Below are 20584 nucleotides of genomic sequence, written 5' to 3' on the forward strand. Positions count from 1 at the left end.
AGCTGTCCAGAAATTTGCCGCTCTCAGGCATGAGACGATGGTCGGAGGTATCTTCCAAAAGCATCGCGGGCGGGAATGCGCCGACAATGGGAGGCTCTGATGGGTAAGATCCGCCGTCATTTGAAAATCTGGTTCATCTTCGAGGTTTGATACCTTAGTCTCATAGACAATCGCGAGGTCGCGACGAATACTTGAAGCTGAGAAAACGTAACCTGTGGAGGAAACACAATGGCATGGTCAAAACCGATTATCCGCGAAATTGAATGCGGGATGGAGATCAACATGTACGGCCCGGACGGTGATCGCGAGCAAGACGACGGCGATCTGTTCTGATATTTCTGCGCGCGGAGAGTTGCATTGACGTTTCGCGCGCATGTTCTTGGGTCGGCTGCCGGTGGTGGTTTGCCACAGTGGAACTGCGGGTGCGAGAATTGCAATCTGGCGCGTGCCGGAACGATACCAGCGCAAACCCAGTCTTCGCTCGCCCTCAGCGCCAATGGCACCGAGTGGGCGGTTTTGAACGCGTCGCCCGATATTCGGGACCAGATGCATAAAGCCCCGCCGCTGCATCCGAGTGACCTGCGCAAATCCCCCTTGCGGTCTGTCCTGCTCACCAATGGCGATATCGACCACATTGCAGGGTTGTTGACCCTGCGCGAGCAACAGGCTTTCACGCTTTTCGCCACGCCTGAAATTCATCGCGTGCTCGCCGAAAATCCGATTTTTAATGCGCTCCATCCGGACTTCGTCAAACGCATTTCGATTGAGCTGGGCTGCGAGGTCGAAATTGTACCGGGTCTGACGGCGCAGCTGTTTCCGGTGCCGGGCAAGGTGCCGCTCTATCTGGAAGGTGCGGAAGTCCAAACCGACCTGGAAGGTGAGCAGACGGTCGGGGTACATTTGCGGGCAGGGGGCAAAAACGCATTCTACATCCCCGGCTGTGCGGCGATGCGCGATACGCTTGCGGCGCGGCTGGACGGGGCGGATGCGGTTTTCTTTGACGGGACACTTTGGCAGGACGACGAGATGGTGCGCGCAGGACTGAGCCAGAAAACCGGGCGGCGGATGGGGCATATGTCCATGTCCGGCCCCGACGGTTCCATCGCTGCCTTCGAAGATATCAAGATTGCGAAGAAAGTTTTTGTCCATATGAACAATACCAATCCAGTGTTCCGGCCAATGTCGGAAGAGCGCAAAGCTGTGGAAGCCGCAGGATGGATCATTGCGCAAGACGGGATGGAGCTGGAGATATGACGGCCACGCCCGCCGAATTCGAAGCCCGCCTGCGCCAGATCGGGGCCGAGCGGTATCACGACAAGCATCCGTTTCACGACTTGCTGCATGGCGGCGACTGCACGCCCGATCAGGTCCGCGCATGGGTGATCAACAGGTTTTATTATCAGGCCAGCATCCCGATGAAAGATGCCGCTTTCATGAGCCGTGTCGATGATCCCGCGCTGCGCCGCGCGTGGCGGTCACGCATTGAGGACCACGACGGCACTGACGAGGTCGAGGGCGGCATTGCCCGCTGGTTGCATCTTGCAGATGCTGTTGGGCTAGACCGCGACTATGTCGCCAGTGCGCGCGGTGTCTTGCCAACCACGCGCTTCGCGGTAGATGCCTACGTGCGTTTTGTGCGGGACAAGACGTTGCTTGAAGCGGTCGCCGCGTCGCTGACCGAGCTGTTTGCGCCAAAAATTCACGCCGCGCGGATCGAAGGACTGATGGCGAATTACGCCTTTGCCGACGACACGAGCCTGTCCTATTTCCGCAACCGGCTGACACAGGCGCCCAAGGATGTGGCCTTCGGGTTGGGATGGGTTCTGGAGCACGCCGATACTGCCGAGAAACAGGACGCGGCGGCGGCTGCGCTTGAATTCAAGACCGATGTGCTTTGGGCGCAGCTCGATGCGTTACATGCGGCCTATGTCACGCCTGCGCGTATTCCGCCGGGGGCCTGGGTGCCCGGTTCATACGTTTTGACCCCCGCATCATGACGGCGCTCGACGGTCAGGCAGTACCACGGATACCGCGCGGCGTGCGGATGCATGATGATACGGTACGCGGCAAAACTGTCTTGCTGGCACCCGAGCGGGTCATCGACCTTGATGCCATCGGACTTGCCATTTTGCAGCAGATCGACGGTGAGAAAACCATGTCCCAGATTATCGAGACGCTCGCAGCGCTTTATGCCGCACCTGTTGCGCAAATCTCGGAGGATGTGTCCGGGTATGTGGTGGGCCTGATGGACCGCCGGATACTGGAGATTAAACCATGACCGCGCCCGCACCCATCGCCATGCTGGCGGAGCTGACCTATCGCTGTCCACTGTCGTGCCCCTATTGCTCCAATCCCGTCGAAATGGCGGCGCGGGAGAAGGAGATCTCGACGGAACTCTGGGTCGACGTCTTTCGTCAGGCCGCAGGCCTTGGCGTGTTGCAACTGCATCTGTCGGGGGGCGAGCCTGCCTCGCGGCGGGATCTGGTTGATCTGGTGGCGGGCGCGCGGGATGCAGGGCTCTATACCAACCTCATCACCTCGGCCATCGGCCTCACGCAGCGGCGGCTGGCCGAACTGGACGCAGCAGGGCTTGATCATGTGCAGCTGTCCTTGCAAGGCACGGACGCAGATATGGCCGACCGGATCGGCGGGTACAAAGGCGGGTTCAAGCGCAAGATGCAGGCAGCGGCGTGGATCGTCGAGGCAGGTTTTCCGCTGACGCTCAACGCTGTGGTGCATCGCCAGAACCTGCACCAGTTGCCGGAGGCGATCGAGATGGCCGTTGAAATGAAAGCGCGGCGGATCGAAGTTGCGATTGTGCAATTCCACGGCTGGGCGATGCTGAACCGCAGCGCGATGATGCCGACACGCGCGCAGGCAGACGAGGCCAGCCGCGTCGTAGCTGACGCGCGCAAGCGGCTCAAAGGTCAGCTGGTCATCGACTATGTGCCGGCGGATTACCACGGCGACTATCCCAAGCGGTGTATGGGCGGATGGGGGCTCTCGGGCCTTAACGTCACGCCTGACGGGCTGGTGTTGCCCTGTCACGCGGCGCAGACGATCCCCAACCTCGTCTTCGATAACGTAGCGGACAAGCCCCTGTCGGACATCTGGTATCACGGCGCCGCCTTCAACGCCTATCGCGGCGAGGACTGGATGCAGGAGCCGTGTAAATCCTGCGATCGGCGCAAGCTGGACTTTGGGGGGTGCAGGTGTCAGGCGATGGCGATTGCGGGCGATCCGGCGGCCACGGACCCGACCTGCATCAAATCGCCGTTGCATTCACGCATGCAGGAACTGGCGCAAGGGTTTTCAACGGATGACACCGCCGAACTGGTTTACCGCAAAAGCCCGTAACCTCACGAGACACTGCGGAGAAAGTCGAACAGCCTGAGACGGTCGATGGGTTTGGGCATCAGGTTCAACCCCATCGAGGCACACTGTTGCGCAAGCGCGCTACTGCGGTCGGCAGAGATCATACGCGTCGGGATTGGCCCGTATTGCTGAATGATCCGTTGGTGCAGCTCGGGCCCCGACATGCCATCGCCCAACTGGCAATCGAGCAATAGTACATCGGGGACAAGATCGATGTCCCTGAGGATGGCAATTGCCTCCTCACCGTTGAGCGCGTGAATGACATGGGCGCCCCAGCCTTCGATCATGAGGGATATTGCGTTGGCAAGATCCCCGTCATTCTCCACAAGCAATATAATCTGACCGAGCTTCGGTAACTTGGGGCTGTCGCTCATTGGTCTTACGGTCGTTTTTTGGGCTTTGTCACTGCAGAGGATCTTCAGCTCTACCGTAAAACAGCTACCCTTGTCCGGAATGGAGCAGAGATGCAGCGGGTGGTTCAGGGACTTGCAAGCCCGTTCGACAATGGCCAGACCCAGACCCAGACCGGCCGCAGAGTTCGCCATATCCAGACGCTTGAACTCCTGAAAGATCAGTTTCTGATCAGCCTCTGCAATGCCAAAGCCCGTATCCCAGATCTCCATACGGGCCGTGGCCCCGCTGCGCCGCACGCCCACAAGAACCTTGCCACTCTGCGTGTACCGGATCGCGTTGGAAATGAGGTTCTGTGCGATGCGCCGCAAATAGCCGGGATCACTGCGCACGGTCAGGCCGCAGCTCACGATGGTGAGATCCAGCCCCTTGTCCCGTGCTACGGGCGTCAACTCGTCGCTGAGAGGGCCAAGGATGGCGTCCAGCCGCACCGGCTGGATGTCGAAAGTGGGGCTGGTCGCGTCCAGTTTGGAGATGTCCAGCAAAGCTTCGATGATCTTCTCGACGCTGATCAAGGCTGTTTCGGCCTTGCCGATCACATTGAGTAGGTCTGGCTGCGTCAACCGGTCCGACACCGAAGCCACAAACAGTTTTGCAGCAGAAAGCGGTTGCAACAGGTCATGGCTTGCAGCAGCGACAAATCGGGATTTTGACGCATTGGCGCGCTCCGCTTCCGACAAGGCGATCCCCAACTCATTCGTGCGGTCCTGCACGCGCTGTTCCAGCACTTCGTTCATTTCGGCCAATGATTTCGCCGCAGACCGCTCGGCAGTGACGTCGGTAAAACTCATCACAAAGCCACGGTCCGGCATTTCCTGACCAAAAACGCTAAAGGTCTGGCGGCCGTTGCGCGTGACTTCAAAAGCAATCGGGGACCGCCCTTCATTGTGGTTGGCCCATCGCACCAGCATGTCGACGTCGAACTGGTCGGAGAAGATGAGCTGTTTTTCAAGCTGTTCGAGGAGAATGACAAAATTTCTCCCCAATGCTGCTTCCTGAGGGGGCAGATCCAGCAGCTGATTCATCTTCTTGTTCCAGCCCACAAGATTTTTTGCATGATCAAAAATGCAAACTCCCTGATTGAGATGGTCAAGCGTGGCTTGAAGGATCTGCGCCTGGCGGTCGCGCATCCGGTCCTGTTCTTTTCGTTCCAGCCGGATAATTTCGGTGACGTCCGTCTGCAGGATAACGGTGCCGCGACGGGCTGTGCGGTGTTCGCTGACCTGTATCCAGCGGTCATGTTTCAGACTGACATTGAACACCACATGGTTGTCGCGGTGCCGCTCGGTGCGCCGATTGGCCCACTGGGCGGGTGTCACATCAGGCGGCAGTGCGAGGGAGCTGCTTCGCGAAACCAGGTCGACGTAGTCGTTGAAAGGCAACCCTTCGACCAATCGCATCTCCACGTCTTTCATATCGCGGCAAAAACGGCTGTTGAACAGGACGAGTAGGTCGTTGGAATCAAACAGCGCAAAACCTTCGTTGATCGTCTCAATAGCCTCACCCAGATTGGTGCGGGCGGTTTCGGTCTCGCGGTTGGCCTCTTCAAGCTGTGCATTGGATTCCTGCAACAGATCGAGTGTGCGCTCCAGATCAATGGTCCGTTCCTTGACCTGCATCTCAAGCAGGGCGGCCCGTTCGAACTGGGCATAGGCAAGACCGGACTGTTCGTTTTTTTGCTCCACGCGGCGCATGAGAACTTTGGAAATCAGCAGCAGCTTTTCATTCTGGCGCTCGATGCTGTCGAGTGGGTTGATCAATGACATGGGTGTCAGGCCTCGCCGCCATGGGTTTCGGCATAGATCGCCAGACCGGACATGGTGTGGTTGACGTGAAGCGGCCCGATTTGTTCGCCATAGGTTGAAAAGCCAATGACCTTGTGGCGGGTCAGCACGTCCGACACCTGGCGGGTGCTCTGTTTTTGCTCGGCTTCAATGCGGCGCAGAATGCAGTCACATCCTACGATATCCGTCAGCGTGCCCATTCTGGACAGCTCGGTCAGCTTCTCGTCCAGATGTTCGGCCATGTCCCGCGGCTCTGCCACAGTCAGCACCATGCCTTCGTCTATGGCAGAGAAGAACACCAGCTCGCCTTTTGGCGTGACCTGCTGGATCGCGCGGACATGATGGGCACCGCCGATACGCACGACGACCGGATGGGAGGCGAAAGTGAACTGGTCGAGCTGGTCAGGGTTCGTACCGACCAATCGCGCGTATTCGCGCGCGGCAGGTTCCGCATTGATGGATTTCACGATGCGCCTGTCGGGATCGGCGTCGGTGACGACCATCTGAATATCCGTGGGGACAAGGTGATCAATGCTGAAGACCTGCGTTTTATGATCTGTTTGGATCATCGTCAGAACAGCAGCGTTTTGGCGCACCCGTCCATTCAATGACACGAACGTCTGTTTGAATCTGGTGCCGTCTCCCGCCGATCCGCCAAACAGCGGCATGTCCCGCAGGGCAGGCGAGATCGCAGCCGTCAGGGTATCCTCGCGCAGGGAAAGGCCGTCCACCACGAGAAAGGCAAACCCATTCAGTTTTTTGGGGTTTCTATCGCGCAAGGCAACCCGGTCCTGCGCAATGCGGTCAACCGCGCTTTGGGTCTCGCGACCGTCAAGGTCTTCGACGAGGATCGAAATGCTGTCAAAATGTGCGGCGGGGTAGCCAAGTCCGAGGATCGTTCCCTCCTCATAGCCGCCCGCGCCGATTTCTCCGGCGGTGGTACAGGCCACAATATCAGTTGTGGGAAATACTGCGTTGAGCCTCTCTGAGACAGCAGCAAAATCGACATTCGGGGTCACAAAGACCGTGAGCAGGGCCAAGGGAGCGTCCCCCAGCTTTTCGCGCAGATGCGCGACCGGATCGTCGCACGTTACCGAGACCTGGGCCTGAGATAATACATGCACGTCCCGCCCGTTGCTCTGGATCTTTTCGGTCATTCTGATCACCCCGTTCCGGTCACGATAGGGGTGCTATTCCCGGTTTGGCAAGACTTCGGAAAAATTCGCTTCATGTGCAACCAGCACCGCCTGGGTGCGGCTTTGAACGCCGAGTTTGCGCATGATCGCGGTCACATGCGCCTTTACAGTTGTTTCCGCAATCGTCAGGTCGAATGCGATCTGCTTGTTGAGCTTACCCTCGCAGATGAGGTTCAGGATACGGGCTTGCTGGTTGGTCAGGGACGACAATCTTCGCAGCGTGTCATCCTTGGCAGACCCCTCGCTGCCTTTGACAAAACCGGGCGGCGTGAAAATCTTGCCTTCCCTGATCTGGTCGATGGCATCCTTGAACACCGACCGGCGGCTGTGTTTGGGCACAAAACCCGCTGCACCGGATGTGATTGCGGCGTTGATGATTGTGTTATCGGTCATCGAAGAGACTACGATGATTTTCGACTCTTCGGACTTCCGGCGCAGCTGCATCAATCCGTCAAGGCCGCTGACATCGGGTAGGTTCAAATCGAGCAGGATGAGGTACGGCGATTTGAAGGTGTCGAGCGTCGTGAGTGCCGATTGAAGGCAATCTGCTGTGCGAACTTCCACGAACTCTGCCACCGACCGCAGGGTCAGATCAAGCGCATCGCAAAACAGCGGATGGTCATCGACGATGAGCGCCCAGGGTGCGATGTCTTGCAATAAATGTTTTGATATTGGCGATTGATGAGGTGTCATGGTTCTACGCTAGGGCACAACAATCCAAAAGTCTCTTGTCAAAAAGTCCTAGTCGCCCGTGCCATAAAAAATGCGCCCCTACGAGAGGGGCGCACAAGGTTACAGGGAGATTTCTTAGTTGTTGGAAGCAAGCTGCGCAGGCAGACGGAAGGTCCACAGCAGGCCACCCTGGTTCAGGTAGTTCACCTTCTGGGCCACTTCGCCGCCCCAGAGTGGCACCGCACCACCCCATCCGGATATAACGGTCACAAACTGTTCACCGTCCTGTTCCCAGGTGATGGGCTGGCCGACGATGCCGGAACCGGTCTGGAACGACCAAAGCTTGTCGCCGGTTTCGTCATCGAAGGCGATGAATTCGCCCTCGGGCGTGCCTGTGAACACCAGTCCACCGGCAGTGGTCATCACACCGGCCCAGAGGGGCGCATCGTTCTTGTACTCCCACTTGATCTCGCCGGTGTCGGGGTCCATCGCCTTGAGGCTGCCGATGTGGTCCTCGTAGTTCGGCTTGATCGTAAAGCCCGAGCCCAGATAGGCAGCGCCTTTCTTGTAGGTGATCGGCTCGTTCCAGACGTCCATGCCCCATTCGTTGGAGGGCACATAAAACAGGCCGGTCACGGGCGAGTGTGCCATAGGCATCCAGTTTTTGCCGCCGAGGAAGGAAGGCGACGAGAACACGACTTCACCCTTGTTGCCATCGGCCGACGCAGCCGGGTCGCCGGGGCGGTTCTCTTCGACGAAGATCGGACGACCGGTATCATCGATGCCGCTGGCCCATGTGATGTCCTTGACGAAAGGTGCGGCACTCACAAATGCGCCGTCCTCGCGGTTGAGAACATAGAAGTAGCCGTTGCGGTCGGCGGTAGCCCAGCGTTTGTTGCCTGCGCGGTCTTCATAGGCGACGACCTCGTTCACCCCATCATAGTCCCAGCCTTCGCGGGGTGTCGTCTGGAAGTGCCACTTGATCTCGCCGGTGGCCGGGTCAATACCGATGCGTGACGCGGCATAAAGGTTGTCACCGGAATTGCCTTCTGTCGGCTGGCCCGCATTACGCAGGTGGCTGTTCCAGGGGGCAGGGTTGCCTGCGCCAAACACGAGGGTGTCCGTGTCCGCGTCATACGACCCACCGAGCCATGTAGCCCCGCCGCCCGTTTTCCACATATCGCCCGGCCATGTCGCGTTCAGCGTGCCGGTCATCGTGCTCTCTTCGCCGTTCAGCATCCCCATGTGACCCTCGATCACCGGACGATCCCAGATCAGTTCGCCGGTTTCGGTATCACGGGCCTGTACACGGCCGACCACGCCGAACTCACCGCCCGAGTTGCCGGTGATGATCATGCCGTTCAGGATCAGGGGGGCGGCAGTGTAGCTGTACCCCGCCTTGTAATCGGCGATCTGCTTGTTCCAGACCACATCGCCGGTGTCTTTGTTCAATGCAACGATGCGCGCATCGAGCGTGCCGAAGTAGACCTTGTCGCCAAAGATGGCGGCACCCCGGTTCACGACGTCGCAACACGGCAGGATACCTTCGGGCAGGCGGGCGTCGTACTGCCACAATTCCTTGCCTGTCTTGATGTCGATCGCATACATCCGCGAATAGGAGCCGGTGATGTACATCACGCCATCATGCACGATGGGCTGCGTTTCCTGACCGCGCTGCTTTTCCCCGCCGAGCGAGAACGCCCAGGCCGGCACAAGGTTCTTGACGTTGTCCTTGTTCAGAGTTGTCAGCGGAGAGTGGCGTTGCAGGTGACGCCCCATGCCGTTTGTCAACACGTCACCCGTGGATGCCGTATCATTCGCAAGATCGGCCTCTGTGACGTCAGCGACCGCCAGGCTTGCCGTCATCATCGAAGCCGTCAGCGCCAAAATAAATCTGTTCATTCGGTATTCCTCCCAAGAATTATCTGGTCCGGCCACACCTTATGAATGAACGGCGCAATCCGGCATAGCTCGACTATCTGCACAAAAAGGCAAAGCGGCTATTGAACAATGGTCGTATGTCCAAGGGCGTCTCGCCCAAGACCAAAGTCGCAGTGCTGACGCGGGTGCGAGGGGGCTAGTCTGGCAGTCGAACGGACACCCTTCCAGATCAAAGGACACCCCTTGCGAAACTTCATTACGGCTCTCTTTCTTTCTATGTCTGCTACGTTCGGGGTAACGCCGGTACGCGCTGAACTGCCCGTCTTGCGCATCGCCGTTCTACAGGTTGGAACGGTAAACTGGGAGCTTGATACAATCCGTCACCATGGCCTCGATACCGCCAACGGTTTCACACTCGAGGTTCAGGGCGTCGCGGGCGGGGCTGCTGCGATGGTGGCGTTCCAGGGGGGTGCTGCCGACGCGGTGGTGAGCGACTGGTTGTGGGTTGCGCGGCAGCGGGCTGCGGGCAAGGATTTCGTGTTTCTCCCCTATTCACGCGCAGTCGGTGCATTGATGGTACAGGAAGAAAGCGCGGCGCAGACGCTTGCCGATCTGCGGGGCCGCAAAATCGGTATCGCAGGCGGTCCGCTGGATAAAAGCTGGCTGGTGCTGCGGGCCTATGCGGCTCAGGAATACGGCATGGATCTGAAGGCCGAAACCGAACAAGTCTTTGGTGCGCCCCCGCTGATCTTCAAGACAGCAGTTGATGGCGGTGTGGACGGTGCGATCAATTATTGGCATTTCAATGCCAAGATGCAGGCGCGTGGCATGCGCAAACTGATCGACATAGACGATGCCGCCCGCGCGCTGGACCTTGATCCGCAAACACCGCTGCTGGGATATGTCGTGAGGGGTGAATTGCTGCGCGCCAAACCGGGCCTTGTTGCAGGCCTTGCCGCGGCGTCGCGTGCGGCGAAAGATATCATGCTGTCGAATGATGCTGTATGGGACCGTCTGCGGCCCTTAATGAGCGCACGGTCAGATGCACAATTCCTAGCCCTCAGGGATGGATTTCGCGCAGGAATCCCACCAGCTGCTCCGGTTGACGAGCAGGCCGCGGCGCGCATGCTGGCATTGATGGTCGATCTGGGCGGTACCGAGTTGCTGGGGGATGCCACGACCCTCCCGCAAGGCGTTTTCTACAAACAGGTGCCCTGACATGCAGGCGTCACATGCCCCTGTGGTGGATCTTGATCTGCGGTCATTCGCGAAGAACGACACGGCAATCCTGGGCAGCATCAAGATCACCCTGAGCCCTGCGGAAACGCTGGCGCTAGTCGGGCCTTCGGGGATTGGAAAGACGTCGCTGTTGCGGATCATCGCGGGGATCGAGACGGGGTTCGAAGGCGACAGGCGGGTGCACGGAAAAATCGCGATGGTGTTTCAGGAGCCCACCTTGCTGCCCTGGCGCTGCCTGCGCGACAATATCACGATCCCGACCGGTGTTGATGCCAAGACTGCCGAGGATGCCTTGACGGAAGTCGGGCTGGCCGGGCGCGGCAGCGATTTTCCGGCGCAGCTTTCACTGGGCCAGCAGCGCCGCTTGTCTCTGGCGCGGGCGTTTGCGGTCAAGCCGACGCTCTTGCTGCTGGACGAGCCGTTCGTATCGCTGGACCCTGCGCTGGCCGATGAAATGATTTTGCTTTTCATAAGGCTGCGCGAGGCGCATCAGGTGGCCAGCATCTTTGTGACCCACGTCGTTGACGAAGCCGAGAAGATGGCGAGCCGTACGATCCGGTTGGCCGGATCACCGGCCCGTCTGGTCCTCTGACAGCCGCCTCACCGCTTGCGCCCGACCATGCCACGTGCCGGATCGTATCCCCAGACGGCACCGGCGACAAAAACACCGGCGGCCAGCAGCGTCCACAACAGCGCCTCTCCGTTGAACTGGCCGTAAAGCGCGAAACGGATCAGTTCGATCCCGTGTGTGAACGGGTTGAAAGCGCAGATTGCATAGAGAAGTTCAGAGCTTTCGGCCATTTTCCATAGCGGATAGAGTGCGGAGGACAAAAAGAACATCGGGAAGATGACGAAGTTCATCACACCTGCGAAATTCTCGAGCTGTTTGACAAAGCTCGACAAAACCAGCCCAAGCGCGCCAAGCATCAGGCCGACAATCAAGAACGCAGGGAAAACTGCGAGGTACCCCGCCACGGGGGCCGACACACCAAAGGCCGCCGCGATGGCCAGAAACGCGTATGCCTGCAAGATCGAGATCAGAGTGGAGCCGACAAGTTTGCAAAACAGCAACCACCAGCGGGGCAGGGGGCTGGTCAGCAACAGCTTCATCGAGCCCATCTCGCGGTCATACACAAGGCTGAGCGAAGATTGCATGCCATTGAACAACAAGATCATGCCGCACAGACCCGGTACGATATATGTCTCGTAGGTGATGTAGGTCTGATAGGGCGCGATAATGCTGATGCCCAACGCCGCGCGAAAGCCTGCGGCAAAGACCAGCAGCCAGACGAGCGGCCGCACGAGTGCGGCGACAAAACGCTCGCGCTGGTGCACGAAACGCAACGCTTCGCGCAGCGAAATGGCGTAAAGCGATGTCATATAGGCATTCATGCAGCCGCCCCTGTCAGCTTTAGAAAACGGTCGGAAAGAGGCATCTCTGCACTGATGTCGCCGGCGGTGCCATCGGCCAGAATTTTCCCTCGGTGCAGGATCACAAGGCGGTCGTCGGGGCGCACTTCATCGGCCAGATGGGTCGCCCAGAGCACACAGGTGCCCTCTGCCGCCAGGTCGTGTACATGGGCCGTGATTGCATGGCGTGCCGCAGCATCCAAGCCGACGGTTGGTTCGTCCAGCAAAAGCACCGAAGGGCTGTGCAGAAGGGCGCGGGCGATTTCGGTCCGGCGTTTGTGACCGCCGTTCAGCGTGCGCGCTTTTTCACCGGCGCGGGCGCGCATGTCCAAACGGTCAAGTGCCGCATCAATGGCGGTCTCTGCCCTGCGGCCCGACATACCCTGCAACGCCGCAAAATAGCGCAGGTTCTGGCGCACTGTCAGATCCAGATCCAGCGTTGTCTGCTGGAACACGATGCCCAGATGCGACAGCGCGCGGCGTGGATGGTCCGACAGGGTCTCACCCGCAATCGTGATGCGGCCCTGCCGTGACACGATCAACCGCGTCAGCAGATTGAACAATGTCGATTTTCCCGCCCCGTTGGGGCCCAGCAGGGCGCAAAACTGTCCTGACGAGACCTCGAACGAGACGTCGTCCAACGCGACCTTTGACCCGTAGCGATAGCTCAGGCCGCTGATGGATAATCCTGTCATTCGATGGTGATTTCAATCCGCTGGGTTTCACCCGTGCTGCCGGGTACTTTCATATAATAGCGTCCCGGCTTGATCGCCAAGAACCCGATCTCCATTTCGCCCGCTTCGTCGAACTCAACACTGTCGAGGCCAAGGGGTCTGATCTCAAGCCCCTCAACGACAATCTCGTCGATCCAGATCGACCGAAAGAACTCCGGCCCCGTCAACGCCAGCTCCTGCGAGCCATCGCCGATGATCTCGAACTCGTAATAGGTGCCGGATTTCAGCACCCATGGACCCTCCGAAATGGGCATGCCCGAGGACAGTGTCAGGGGCGGCAGGTCTTCCTTATTCTTGCCCGACAGCACGCCCGCGGCACCAAAGCCGCTGTCGTGATCGTCCCCAAATGCCGGTGAGGACAGTGCAAGGCAGGCAATCAGCGTGGGTTTCAGCAGTGTTTTCAACATATGTATTCTCCGGTTGTCGTGTCGTTATGGACGAAAGGCGGCACCCCATGGAAAGCGTCCGACCTTGATTGTCTTGACGGCCTTGCGCGATGCCACGTCGATGACGGTCACGTCACCTGAAACACCGTTGGTGGTGAACAACTGCGAATGGTCCTCGTTGAACTCCATGTGCCAGACGCGGCGCCCGACGAGGATGTATTCTTCGACCTCGTAGGTTTCGGCGTTGACCGCTGCGATGTGATTGGACGGCCCTAGGGCCACAAATACGGTGCCGTAATCGGGCGTAAACTCGAAGCCGACGGGCTGTACGCGGTCGGGATGCACGCCCTGCACCTCGAACTCGATCTTTCCCTTTTCGGTTTGCGTCGCTGTATCAAACACCGTGAGCGTGCCGCCGATTTCAGAGCTGACCCACATTTCGGTGCCCTGTTTGGCAAATTCGGCGTGGCGCGGGCGGCTGTCGACCAGCGTGTTGGCAAACAGCTCGTTGGTTTCGGTGTTGATCCAATGCGCCATGTTCGTGGTCTCGGACGTGGTGATGGCAATCTTTCCATCCGGCGATACGGCCATGCCTTCGGGTTCAACGCCTACGTCGATCTGGGCCACAACCTCGCCGGTTTGCGTGTTGACGACCGTGGTGATCGCGTCGTCTTCGTTGGCGATATAGAGGTGGATGTCATCGGGGTGCAGCACGAATTGTTCGGGGTCTTCCCCCGAGGGCAGATCGCGCAGGATCTCGCCGGTGTTCGGGTCCATCACCTGGACTGAATCACTGTCGGACGCGCAGATGTAGAGGCGGGTGAAGTCCTTTGAAAAGGTAATGCCGCGCGGGCGTTCGCCTGTGGGATAGGTCTGGATGACTTCCAGTGTGTCGGTGTCGATCACACTGACGGTGTCGTCCTTTTCGTTGGTGACCCAGATTTCGCCGGCGGTGACAGGCGCGGCGAGCGCCAGAGGCACAATCAGGGGCAGCAGTTTTGTCAGGGGTTCGTTCATTGGAAAGCCTCACATTTGCTTTCGGGCTGATCCAGCCCGAGGGTATCGAGTTCATTGACGCGGTGCAGAAATCCTTCGAGAGGTGCCTGCTCCACCAGCGCGCGGGGGTGCACGATGGCGATGGGCTGGCGCAGCTGACCGTTCCAGGTGCGGTAGGTCAACGGGCGGCCCTTGAAGCCCGCCAACTCGAAATCATCTGACAGGATATAGGCGCGCACAGCGCCGACAACGCCGGTGTTCGCGCGCGTCACGGCTTCGCCTACGGTGCGCGCGGCGGCCCAGCCTGCGTAATCCTCGGATGCCATCGGGCGCAAGCTTTCCTCCTCGAAGCGGCTTTGCAGCTGTGCGGCGCCCCATTGCTCGATCACGCGGTCCCATGTCACTGCCGACAGCCCTTCAGAGCCGACAACAGGCCGTGCAGCCCAAGTGTTGTAGAGAACGTAGCGCCCGAAATCATGCAATTCGTCCGCAACGATCAGCGCGTCATAATCGCCCAGTTCTTGCGTAAACAGGGGCACTTCTTGCGCTGAATTGCGCCGCATGTCCGCATCAAAAAGCCATTGCTTTTCGGGCCCGGGCTTTAGCCCGAATTTGACGAGCGAGGCGCGCATTGCCGCGGCATAGGCCTCATCCTGCGGGTGCCCGCCGACGATCATGGCCACATCTGTCCAGCGTTTTTGCACCAGAACCTGCGCCAGTGCATCGGTGCGCATGGCCACAGAGGGGAGCGCATGCAGCAGATTGGCGCGGCAGGACACATCGCGCAGCGATACATCGCCCGCCGTAATATTGAACAACAGCGCGTCTTTGGCCTCTGGCAGGTCGGCAATCTGGAGGATGACGTCGGGGGCGGCGTTCAGGATCAAAAACTTTGTATCTCGCAGCAGGGCCTTGGCGGCAGCCAGCGGGTCTTCCCCTTCCGCCACGCGCCCGTCGATCAATTCATATGTCTGGCCGAGGAACTTGCCAGTTGTCGCATTGTCCGCCATGCCGGTCCGCACACCGGCGAGGCCGCGATCCTCCGGCTCCGGGTCCAGGTTGGAGAGGGTCGGCGGCACAGGCTGCTCGACGTGCAGATACGCGACTGTCACCGCAACATCGGCATGCGCCATCTGCGCCAGGCCGACGGCCATCACCACAACAAGTCTCGAAATCATTCCCGTCTCCCGTGTCACAAGCATTACCGGTCGCGCCGGATCTGTCGATTAGGACCATCGTAGGATATCCGCACGCAATCGACATCCAACCAAAGTCTAATACCACCGGCGCGTGGCACCCCTTAGACACGTGTCAAAGCACAACCTGACTTGGGAGAGTGACATGAAAAAACGTGTATTCGCAAATGCGGCCCTGCCTGCAATTATTCTGGCAGGCGCTGTCACCGCAGTGTTCGCCGCAGGTCCACCGATCGGGATATCTCCGGTGGATACGGGCAGTCTGCCGACCACCGGTGAGGAATGGTTAACCGTAAATCCTTACCGCGCGGAAACGGCGGGCGTGGAGGTATGGAAAGAGGCTGTCGAAGTTGGTGCGTCTGGATACAACCAGAACTGCGCGCGTTGTCACGGGATTGAGGGCGTTTCGGGCGGTCTTGCACCTGATTTGCGGTATCTCGAGGCTGAGGAGTACGGCGATGAGTGGTATGCTGAACGGTTCCGCGTCGGGATGACCCAGAACGGCATTACCAAAATGCCGGGTTTCGAAGAGCAGCTGGGGCAGGATGCCGCCTGGGCGATCAGAACATATATCGAAACGCGGCCCGATAGCGATGCGATGGATGCCGTGTCGGACGAGCTGAAAGCTTTGCGCGACCAGATGGCAGGCTATGCGACAAATGCTGACGGCGCTGATGCTGACGCCTTAAAGGCACGGCTGACCGAGATCGGCGACGGGATTGAAACGCTGTCCGGCGCGCCTGTAGCAGATTCTATCGCCCTGCGCGCAGCGGCGCAGATCGACGGCACACCGGCGGCCTACAAGACTGCGGCAGAGACGCTTACAATCGGATTGTCGGCAGCGAACTAGCATGCGCACCCTAACATTTGTTCTCTCACTGGCGATTGCGGGCCTGTCCTTTGGAGGGCAGGCCCGCGCTGCCGACCCCTGTGCGGACTATGTGCCGCAACCCAAACCCCAAAATGCGGGCCGCGACGAGGTGGGCCAAGACCTTGACCAGATCGTCGAGCGTGGGTTCATGCTGTTCGCGGTTTATGAAAATTACCCTCCCTACAGCTGGGAAGACGCGGGGAAACCGCGCGGCGTCGATGTTGATATCGCCCGTCTGATTGCCGAGGAAATTGGCGTCAAGGCTCAGTTCAATTTTGTTTCGTCGGACGAAAACCTCGAAGCGGATCTGCGCAACAATGTCTGGAAAGGCGCTGTCATCGGTGGGCGTGTTTCCAATGTTATGATGCGGGTGCCCTACGATTCAGCGTTCAAATGCCGGGTCGAGCAGGTGGTGTTCACCGGCCAGTATTCCACCGAGTCCATCGCCATTGCCTATGCCAAATCCGAGTATCCGGACGCAAAGCCCGTTCCGGCATACTTCCGGTTCGATACGGTTGCGGTTGAAAACGATTCCATTTCGGATTTCTACCTGACGTCATTTGCGGGCGGACAACTGGCCGCGAACATCGCACGCTATCCCGACATGCAGGCCGCAATGACAGCGCTGAACGGCGGCGAGACGAAGGCCGCCATGGGCCCGCTGGGGCAGCTGGAATACGGTTTGACCGATGCGACAGGCGTTCACCAGCCCCCCTTGGCAGGCTTTGCCGTCAGCAAGTGGACTTTGGGTGTCGGGGTCCATTTCCGCTTCCGCCCTCTGTCTTATGCGGTGGATGACGCGATCTATGCCGCGCTCGAGGATGGACGGATCGCAGCGATATTCGACAGCTACGGGTTGAGTTTCCAGCCCCCTCTGCGCTGAGATATGCGCCGTTGGTCTAATATGCTGCTGCGTCTCGTTGGACTAGCGTAGAGAAAATAAAAGTGGGGATTATGACGTGAACCTTAGTGATACAAAGACGATCGACGCAGACCGCGCGACGGTCTATGCCGCCTTGCTGAACGCAGAGGTTTTGCAAGCCTGTGTGCCCGGGTGCCAGGAAATGGCCGGATCACCCGAAAGCGGTTTCGAAGCCGTGGTGGTTCAAAAGGTCGGGCCGGTAAAGGCAACCTTCAAGGGCGCTGTCCAGCTGAGCGAGATGGTCGAGCCTGAAAGCCTGACCATCACCGGCGAGGGCAAAGGCGGTGCCGCCGGCTTTGCGAAGGGCGGTGCGAAAGTCCGTCTGGAAGCCGACGGCGACCAGACGGTCCTGCACTACGACGTCGAGGCAAAGGTGGGCGGCAAGCTGGCCCAGCTTGGCAGCCGCATCATCGATGGATTTGCCAAGAAAATGGCAGATCAGTTTTTCAGCAATTTCCAGGATGCCCTCGGCACACCATCGCAAGAGGTTGCGGCAACTGCCGAGGCAGCACCGGAACAGAAAAAAGGCTGGTTCCGCAAGCTGGTAAAAAGCTGAGCGGGTCACACGAGTACACCAAGGGAGAAACGACATGACGAAAGTAGAAATGACGGTCAACGGGAAGCAGGTGTCCCGCGACGTTGAGGGGCAGACGCTTTTGGTGTCAATGCTGCGTGAGGATCTGCGACTGACGGGCACCCATGTCGGGTGCGATACATCGCAGTGCGGCGCATGCGTGGTTCATGTGAACGGAAAATCTGTGAAAGCCTGCACCATGTTCGCAATCGAAGCCGATGGTGCGGATATCAAGACGATCGAAGGGATGGCAGGCTCGGACGGATCGCTCAGCGTGATCCAGAGCGCGTTTCAGGAGCATCACGGATTGCAGTGCGGATTCTGCACACCGGGCATGGTGATGACGGCGGCCAACCTTCTCAAGGACAATCCGAAACCGACAGAGGCCGAAGTGCGCCACTATCTGCAAGGCAATATCTGCCGTTGCACGGGATACCACAACATCGTCAAGGCGATCATGGCCGCATCCGGTCAGGATGTCAGCGCCATCGCTGCAGAATAGCCCGGGCCGGAATACAAAGGCCGACGCCTACACAAAATAAAAGATTAAGGGAGAAGTTTCATGCCGAAGGACACCGGAATTGGCGCATCGACACGCCGCCGCGAAGACGTTCGTTTCCTCAAGGGAAAAGGACAATACACCGATGATATCCCGCCCGCCCATGATCAGGCGGCGGCGGTCTTCGCCCGCTCGACCGTGGCAAACGGCGTTATCAAATCAATCGACACATCCGTTGCGGAAAGCATGCCCGGCGTGCTGGCGGTTTTTACCGGTGCCGATTTCGCCGATGTTGGCGGCAACCCCGCAGGCTGGCTTATCAACAGCCGCGATGGCGAGCCGATGAAGGAGCCCAAGCGTCCCGTGCTGGCCCACGGCAAGGTCCGTCATGTGGGCGATGCCTATGCCGCGGTCATTGCCGAGACGGAAAAACAGGCGCGTGATGCGGTAGAAGCCATCGAGGCCGACATCGAGGAACTGCCCGCCATCATGGACGTGAAGGCGGCGCTCACATCGGACAATTTCGTACATGACGAGATTGGCACGAACCAGTGTTTCGACTGGGGCTGGATCGAAGACAACCGACGGGCCACTGATGATGCGATCAAAGGTGCGGCGCATGTCACCACGCTCGAGCTGGTCAACAACCGGTTGGTGCCCAACGCGATGGAACCGCGCTGCTCCATGGCAAGCTACAAAGAGAGCAGCGATGAATATACGCTGCACACCACATCGCAAAATCCTCATCTGACCCGGTTGCTGATTTCGGCCTTCGTGATGGGTATTCCCGAAAACAAGCTGACGGTAATCGCGCCTGACGTGGGCGGCGGCTTTGGCTCCAAGATTTACCACTACGGCGAAGAGGCACTGGTGCTGGCGGCGGCGAAACGCGTGGGTCGCACGGTCAAGTGGACGTCCGACAGGACCGAAGCGTTTCTGACCGATGCCCATGGCCGTGACCATGTGACCACAATTGAACTGGCCACAGATGCCGAAGGCAACTTTCTGGCCTTCCGCACCGAGACCTATGCAAACGTCGGTGCCTACCTGTCAAACTTTGCCACTGCCACGCCGACCTTTCTGCACGGCACGTTGATGGCGGGCAACTATACGGTGCCGAATGTCTATGTGAACGTCAAAGCGGTGTTTACAAACACCGCGCCGGTCGACGCCTACCGCGGTGCCGGTCGGCCCGAAGCGACCTATTCTCTGGAGCGGGTCATCGACAAATGCGCACGCGAGTTGGGCATGGACCCGATTGCCCTGCGGCGCAAAAACTTCATCAAGCCGGACCAGTATCCTTTCGCCTCCGCGGCCGGTCTGGAATACGATTCCGGCAATTACGACGCCCTGATGGACAAGATGGAGGAAGTTGCGGACGTTGCGGGTTTCGCTGAGCGCCGCAAGGCGTCCGAGGCCAAAGGCCTGCTGCGCGGATTTGGTGTGAACGCCTATGTCGAGGCTTGCGGCATTGCGCCCTCCAACCTTGTCGGCGTGCTGGGCAGCCGTGTGGGTCTCTATGATGCGGCGACCGTGCGGGTGAACGCCACGGGCAACCTCAGTGTCATGGTCGGCGCGCACAGCCACGGCCAGGGCCATGAAACCGTGTTCCCGCAGATTGTCGCCGATATGCTGGGCATCGACGCCCAAAGCATCGACATCGTGCATGGCGATACGTCCAAGATCCCCTTCGGGATGGGCACCTACGGGTCGCGTAGCCTTGCGGTGTGTGGCTCTGCCGTTGTCCGCGCCACCGAAAAGATCATCGCCAAAGCCAAGAAGATCGCAGGACATATGCTGGAAGCTGCCGAGACCGATATCGAGCTCAAGGACGGTCAATTCTCGGTCGTGGGAACGAACAAGGGCGTTTCCTTTGGCGAGGTAGCCCTCAAGGCCTACATCCCGCATAATTTCCCGATTGAAGACATCGAGCCGGGGCTGGAGGAAACAGCCTTCTATGATCCGGCCAACTTCACGTTTCCGTCAGGCGCTTACTGCTGTGAGGTCGAGGTTGATCCGGATACGGGCAAGGTGCGGGTAGACCGCATGACAGCCGTGGATGATTTCGGCAATGTCATGAACCCGATGATCGTGACCGGCCAAGTGCATGGCGGTCTGGGGCAGGGCATCGGCCAGGCGCTGCTGGAAGCGGCGCGTTATAACGAAGATGGCCAGTTGGAGAGCGCGTCCTACATGGACTATGCCATGCCGCGCGCGGACGATCTGCCCTTCTATATCGTTGATCACAGTCAGGGAACACCCTGCACCCACAACCCGCTGGGGGCCAAAGGCTGCGGTGAAGCCGGTGCCATCGGATCCCCGCCCACAGTTGTGAACGCTGTGATCGACGCCCTTCAATCGGGCGGCAAGAACGTCACACACATCGACATGCCGTTGACTCCACACCGTGTGTGGTCAGCCATGAACAACGCGTAAAG

At 59.1% G+C, this 20584-nt stretch carries 21 protein-coding genes; 12 read left to right on the forward strand and 9 right to left on the reverse strand.

Going from position 1 to position 20584, the window contains the following annotated elements:
- The first annotated feature begins 228 nt into the window (after positions 1-228).
- Genes pqqA through pqqE form a run of 5 tightly spaced genes read left to right on the forward strand, consistent with a single transcriptional unit; the run spans position 229 to position 3357 of the window.
- Positions 229-333 (forward strand): pyrroloquinoline quinone precursor peptide PqqA, encoded by a 105-nt coding sequence (pqqA, locus tag AADW22_RS15750; protein ID WP_037941665.1) that lies wholly within the window; start codon positions 229-231, stop codon positions 331-333.
- A gap of 24 nt (positions 334-357) precedes the next feature.
- Positions 358-1254, forward strand: a complete 897-nt coding sequence (pqqB, locus tag AADW22_RS15755; RefSeq protein WP_114284605.1) for a pyrroloquinoline quinone biosynthesis protein PqqB — start codon at positions 358-360, stop codon at positions 1252-1254.
- Positions 1251-1997, forward strand: a complete 747-nt coding sequence (gene pqqC, locus AADW22_RS15760) for a pyrroloquinoline-quinone synthase PqqC (RefSeq protein WP_114284614.1) — start codon at positions 1251-1253, stop codon at positions 1995-1997. Before pqqB ends, pqqC begins: the two co-directional genes overlap by 4 nt.
- Positions 1994-2278: a pyrroloquinoline quinone biosynthesis peptide chaperone PqqD gene (gene pqqD, locus AADW22_RS15765; RefSeq protein ID WP_037941668.1), complete on the forward strand. Its 285-nt coding sequence runs from the start codon at positions 1994-1996 to the stop codon at positions 2276-2278. The genes pqqC and pqqD overlap by 4 nt, the downstream gene beginning before the upstream one ends.
- The gene (pqqE, locus tag AADW22_RS15770) at positions 2275-3357 is read left to right on the forward strand and encodes a pyrroloquinoline quinone biosynthesis protein PqqE (protein WP_114284622.1); all 1083 of its coding nucleotides are present in this window, start codon (positions 2275-2277) and stop codon (positions 3355-3357) included. Before pqqD ends, pqqE begins: the two co-directional genes overlap by 4 nt.
- A 2-nt stretch (positions 3358-3359) precedes the next feature.
- Here the strand turns inward: pqqE and AADW22_RS15775 are convergent, their stop codons facing one another.
- From AADW22_RS15775 to AADW22_RS15790, 4 genes are all read right to left on the reverse strand, one after another.
- Complete coding sequence (locus AADW22_RS15775; protein ID WP_037941670.1) at positions 3360-5552, reverse strand: PAS-domain containing protein; 2193 nt, start codon at positions 5550-5552, stop codon at positions 3360-3362.
- A gap of 5 nt (positions 5553-5557) precedes the next feature.
- Positions 5558-6727: an FIST N-terminal domain-containing protein gene (locus tag AADW22_RS15780; protein ID WP_407474654.1), complete on the reverse strand. Its 1170-nt coding sequence runs from the start codon at positions 6725-6727 to the stop codon at positions 5558-5560.
- Positions 6728-6760: 33 nt separating this feature from the next.
- Positions 6761-7459: a response regulator gene (locus tag AADW22_RS15785; protein WP_407474655.1), complete on the reverse strand. Its 699-nt coding sequence runs from the start codon at positions 7457-7459 to the stop codon at positions 6761-6763.
- Between the two features lie 114 nt (positions 7460-7573).
- The gene (locus tag AADW22_RS15790) at positions 7574-9340 is read right to left on the reverse strand and encodes a PQQ-dependent methanol/ethanol family dehydrogenase (RefSeq protein WP_114284626.1); all 1767 of its coding nucleotides are present in this window, start codon (positions 9338-9340) and stop codon (positions 7574-7576) included.
- 255 nt (positions 9341-9595) lie between these two features.
- Here AADW22_RS15790 and AADW22_RS15795 point away from each other — a divergent pair, with 255 nt between their 5' ends.
- Positions 9596-10537: an ABC transporter substrate-binding protein gene (locus AADW22_RS15795; protein WP_407474656.1), complete on the forward strand. Its 942-nt coding sequence runs from the start codon at positions 9596-9598 to the stop codon at positions 10535-10537.
- Between the two features lies 1 nt (position 10538).
- Positions 10539-11150 (forward strand): ABC transporter ATP-binding protein, encoded by a 612-nt coding sequence (locus tag AADW22_RS15800; RefSeq protein ID WP_093733168.1) that lies wholly within the window; start codon positions 10539-10541, stop codon positions 11148-11150.
- Between the two features lie 8 nt (positions 11151-11158).
- On the opposite strand, the gene AADW22_RS15805 is transcribed toward AADW22_RS15800, so the two are convergent.
- The 5 genes from AADW22_RS15805 to AADW22_RS15825 are packed head-to-tail and all read right to left on the reverse strand — an operon-like array spanning position 11159 to position 15262.
- Positions 11159-11950 carry an ABC transporter permease gene (locus AADW22_RS15805; protein WP_037941675.1) on the reverse strand — a complete coding sequence of 264 codons (792 nt, stop codon included), beginning with the start codon at positions 11948-11950 and terminating at the stop codon, positions 11159-11161.
- The gene (locus AADW22_RS15810; RefSeq protein WP_037941676.1) at positions 11947-12663 is read right to left on the reverse strand and encodes an ABC transporter ATP-binding protein; all 717 of its coding nucleotides are present in this window, start codon (positions 12661-12663) and stop codon (positions 11947-11949) included. The genes AADW22_RS15805 and AADW22_RS15810 overlap by 4 nt, the downstream gene beginning before the upstream one ends.
- Positions 12660-13109 carry a hypothetical protein gene (locus AADW22_RS15815; RefSeq protein ID WP_037941677.1) on the reverse strand — a complete coding sequence of 150 codons (450 nt, stop codon included), beginning with the start codon at positions 13107-13109 and terminating at the stop codon, positions 12660-12662. Before AADW22_RS15815 ends, AADW22_RS15810 begins: the two co-directional genes overlap by 4 nt.
- A gap of 24 nt (positions 13110-13133) precedes the next feature.
- The gene (locus AADW22_RS15820; RefSeq protein WP_051843814.1) at positions 13134-14105 is read right to left on the reverse strand and encodes a YVTN family beta-propeller repeat protein; all 972 of its coding nucleotides are present in this window, start codon (positions 14103-14105) and stop codon (positions 13134-13136) included.
- The gene (locus AADW22_RS15825; RefSeq protein ID WP_407474657.1) at positions 14102-15262 is read right to left on the reverse strand and encodes an ABC transporter substrate-binding protein; all 1161 of its coding nucleotides are present in this window, start codon (positions 15260-15262) and stop codon (positions 14102-14104) included. The genes AADW22_RS15820 and AADW22_RS15825 overlap by 4 nt, the downstream gene beginning before the upstream one ends.
- Before the next feature lie 163 nt (positions 15263-15425).
- Between AADW22_RS15825 and pedF the strand changes: the two genes are divergently transcribed.
- The 5 genes from pedF to AADW22_RS15850 all read left to right on the forward strand — a co-directional run bounded on the left by pedF (position 15426) and on the right by AADW22_RS15850 (position 20582).
- Positions 15426-16130, forward strand: a complete 705-nt coding sequence (gene pedF, locus AADW22_RS15830) for a cytochrome c-550 PedF (protein WP_407474658.1) — start codon at positions 15426-15428, stop codon at positions 16128-16130.
- Between the two features lies 1 nt (position 16131).
- Positions 16132-17034: a substrate-binding periplasmic protein gene (locus AADW22_RS15835; RefSeq protein ID WP_407474659.1), complete on the forward strand. Its 903-nt coding sequence runs from the start codon at positions 16132-16134 to the stop codon at positions 17032-17034.
- Between the two features lie 76 nt (positions 17035-17110).
- On the forward strand, positions 17111-17629 hold the full coding sequence (locus tag AADW22_RS15840; RefSeq protein WP_407474660.1) for a CoxG family protein: 519 nt from the start codon (positions 17111-17113) through the stop codon (positions 17627-17629).
- Between the two features lie 34 nt (positions 17630-17663).
- Positions 17664-18149 (forward strand): (2Fe-2S)-binding protein, encoded by a 486-nt coding sequence (locus tag AADW22_RS15845; RefSeq protein ID WP_037941687.1) that lies wholly within the window; start codon positions 17664-17666, stop codon positions 18147-18149.
- Positions 18150-18209: 60 nt separating this feature from the next.
- Positions 18210-20582 carry a xanthine dehydrogenase family protein molybdopterin-binding subunit gene (locus AADW22_RS15850; protein ID WP_037941689.1) on the forward strand — a complete coding sequence of 791 codons (2373 nt, stop codon included), beginning with the start codon at positions 18210-18212 and terminating at the stop codon, positions 20580-20582.
- Positions 20583-20584: the final 2 nt, after the last annotated feature.

The sequence above is a fragment of the Sulfitobacter sp. PM12 genome (assembly GCF_045586035.1).
GTDB lineage: Bacteria > Pseudomonadota > Alphaproteobacteria > Rhodobacterales > Rhodobacteraceae > Sulfitobacter > Sulfitobacter pontiacus.

What these genes read in the sequence shown, in the direction of transcription:
- pqqE (WP_114284622.1), top strand. Translation starts at nt 2,275, where the DNA reads ATGACCGCGCCCGCACCCATCGCCATGCTGGCGGAGCTGACCTATCGC.
- AADW22_RS15815 (WP_037941677.1), bottom strand. Translation starts at nt 13,109, where the DNA reads ATGTTGAAAACACTGCTGAAACCCACGCTGATTGCCTGCCTTGCACTG.
- pqqA (WP_037941665.1), top strand. Translation starts at nt 229, where the DNA reads ATGGCATGGTCAAAACCGATTATCCGCGAAATTGAATGCGGGATGGAG.
- pqqD (WP_037941668.1), top strand. Translation starts at nt 1,994, where the DNA reads ATGACGGCGCTCGACGGTCAGGCAGTACCACGGATACCGCGCGGCGTG.
- AADW22_RS15780 (WP_407474654.1), bottom strand. Translation starts at nt 6,727, where the DNA reads ATGACCGAAAAGATCCAGAGCAACGGGCGGGACGTGCATGTATTATCT.
- AADW22_RS15810 (WP_037941676.1), bottom strand. Translation starts at nt 12,663, where the DNA reads ATGACAGGATTATCCATCAGCGGCCTGAGCTATCGCTACGGGTCAAAG.
- AADW22_RS15775 (WP_037941670.1), bottom strand. Translation starts at nt 5,552, where the DNA reads ATGTCATTGATCAACCCACTCGACAGCATCGAGCGCCAGAATGAAAAG.
- AADW22_RS15785 (WP_407474655.1), bottom strand. Translation starts at nt 7,459, where the DNA reads ATGACACCTCATCAATCGCCAATATCAAAACATTTATTGCAAGACATC.
- AADW22_RS15820 (WP_051843814.1), bottom strand. Translation starts at nt 14,105, where the DNA reads ATGAACGAACCCCTGACAAAACTGCTGCCCCTGATTGTGCCTCTGGCG.
- AADW22_RS15800 (WP_093733168.1), top strand. Translation starts at nt 10,539, where the DNA reads ATGCAGGCGTCACATGCCCCTGTGGTGGATCTTGATCTGCGGTCATTC.
- AADW22_RS15850 (WP_037941689.1), top strand. Translation starts at nt 18,210, where the DNA reads ATGCCGAAGGACACCGGAATTGGCGCATCGACACGCCGCCGCGAAGAC.
- AADW22_RS15835 (WP_407474659.1), top strand. Translation starts at nt 16,132, where the DNA reads ATGCGCACCCTAACATTTGTTCTCTCACTGGCGATTGCGGGCCTGTCC.
- AADW22_RS15825 (WP_407474657.1), bottom strand. Translation starts at nt 15,262, where the DNA reads ATGATTTCGAGACTTGTTGTGGTGATGGCCGTCGGCCTGGCGCAGATG.
- pqqC (WP_114284614.1), top strand. Translation starts at nt 1,251, where the DNA reads ATGACGGCCACGCCCGCCGAATTCGAAGCCCGCCTGCGCCAGATCGGG.
- AADW22_RS15795 (WP_407474656.1), top strand. Translation starts at nt 9,596, where the DNA reads ATGTCTGCTACGTTCGGGGTAACGCCGGTACGCGCTGAACTGCCCGTC.
- AADW22_RS15805 (WP_037941675.1), bottom strand. Translation starts at nt 11,950, where the DNA reads ATGAATGCCTATATGACATCGCTTTACGCCATTTCGCTGCGCGAAGCG.
- AADW22_RS15845 (WP_037941687.1), top strand. Translation starts at nt 17,664, where the DNA reads ATGACGAAAGTAGAAATGACGGTCAACGGGAAGCAGGTGTCCCGCGAC.
- pedF (WP_407474658.1), top strand. Translation starts at nt 15,426, where the DNA reads ATGAAAAAACGTGTATTCGCAAATGCGGCCCTGCCTGCAATTATTCTG.
- AADW22_RS15790 (WP_114284626.1), bottom strand. Translation starts at nt 9,340, where the DNA reads ATGAACAGATTTATTTTGGCGCTGACGGCTTCGATGATGACGGCAAGC.